This is a genomic window from Sphingobacterium griseoflavum (assembly GCF_014653155.1).
GTDB classification, from domain to species: Bacteria; Bacteroidota; Bacteroidia; order Sphingobacteriales; family Sphingobacteriaceae; genus Sphingobacterium; species Sphingobacterium griseoflavum.
The window spans coordinates 1-1,258 of record NZ_BNAF01000022.1 but is presented as its reverse complement, the minus strand read 5'-3'; the positions used below and the strand labels follow the sequence as shown (position 1 = coordinate 1,258).

At 46.8% G+C, this 1,258-nt stretch carries 2 tRNA genes and 2 rRNA genes; all 4 read right to left on the bottom strand.

The features are described from left to right. Positions 1-167 (bottom strand): 23S ribosomal RNA (locus tag IE165_RS18425); the annotation flags it as partial. Between the two features lie 229 nt (positions 168-396). Further along, positions 397-470: transfer RNA gene (locus IE165_RS18420), tRNA-Ala, on the bottom strand. A 99-nt stretch (positions 471-569) separates the two neighbouring features. Further along, positions 570-643, bottom strand: a tRNA-Ile gene (locus IE165_RS18415). 280 nt (positions 644-923) lie between these two features. Then, a 16S ribosomal RNA gene (locus tag IE165_RS18410) occupies positions 924-1,258 on the bottom strand; the annotation flags it as partial.

Sequence of the window (1,258 nt, the reverse complement as noted above, 5' to 3'; positions counted from 1 at the left end):
GCGCGTTCGCGTATATTACAACATACCTTCAGTATGTTAGGTTGCCCCATTCGGAAATCCACGGATCAAGTCACATTTGCTGATCCCCGTGGCTTATCGCAGCTTATCACGTCCTTCATCGCCTCTGAGAGCCTAGACATCCCCCGTGTGCCCTTTGTTACTTTCTTCGCTCATGCACCCCTTTTGCCAGGTACATGGCTGCCTTTGTCCTACACATATCCGTGCATTGCTGCACGAAAACTTTCGGACCATTGTTGTCTTCTCTTGTGTTTTCTTTCTTTCAATATGTCAAAGAACTCTTTGTCAGTACTTAGATATCAGTAGTCAGTACTTAGATACGTTCATGTCGCCATGTCTGCTCCAAATACGCCGTACCAAGTACTTCGTACTATCCAGTGGAGAATAACGGATTCGAACCGTTGACCCCCTGCGTGCAAGGCAGGTGCTCTAGCCAGCTGAGCTAATCCCCCTTTTTTTTTAGTAGTTAGTAGGTAGATATCAGTACTTAGATCCGTGCTGGCGAACCAAACTTATCTATATACTACATACTTTCTACTAAGTACTTTCCGTAGTCCCGAGCAGATTTGAACTGCTGACCCCTACATTATCAGTGTAGTGCTCTAACCAACTGAGCTACGGGACTAGCTTATCTTCTCATCTTCTCTCGGTATCCACGTCCTCTCGGGGTGGGCACTTTCTTCTTTTCTTAGATGTTAGTAGTTAGATATTAGTACTTAGAATCTTTATGGCGATCTATATCGCGCTGATCTATATACTACATACTATCCACTAAATACTCTTACTAGATGTTAGTAGTTAGATATCGGTACCTAGACAGGGTCTATATACTACATACTATCTACTAAATACTTTTCTCAACGATCATGATGTGGCGCAACGAGTGCCAGTCACGGACACTCCAGAAAGGAGGTATTCCAGCCGCACCTTCCGGTACGGCTACCTTGTTACGACTTAGCCCCAATTATCGGTTTTGCCCTAACACGCTCCTTGCGGTTACATGCTTTAGGCACCCCCAACTTTCATGGCTTGACGGGCGGTGTGTACAAGGCCCGGGAACGTATTCACCGCGTCATTGCTGATACGCGATTACTAGCGAATCCAACTTCACGGGGTCGAGTTGCAGACCCCGATCCGAACTGTGAATGGCTTTTAGAGATTGGCATGGCGTTGCCGCCTAGCTGCCCGTTGTACCATCCATTGTAGCACGTGTGTAGCCCCGGACGTAAGGGCCATGATG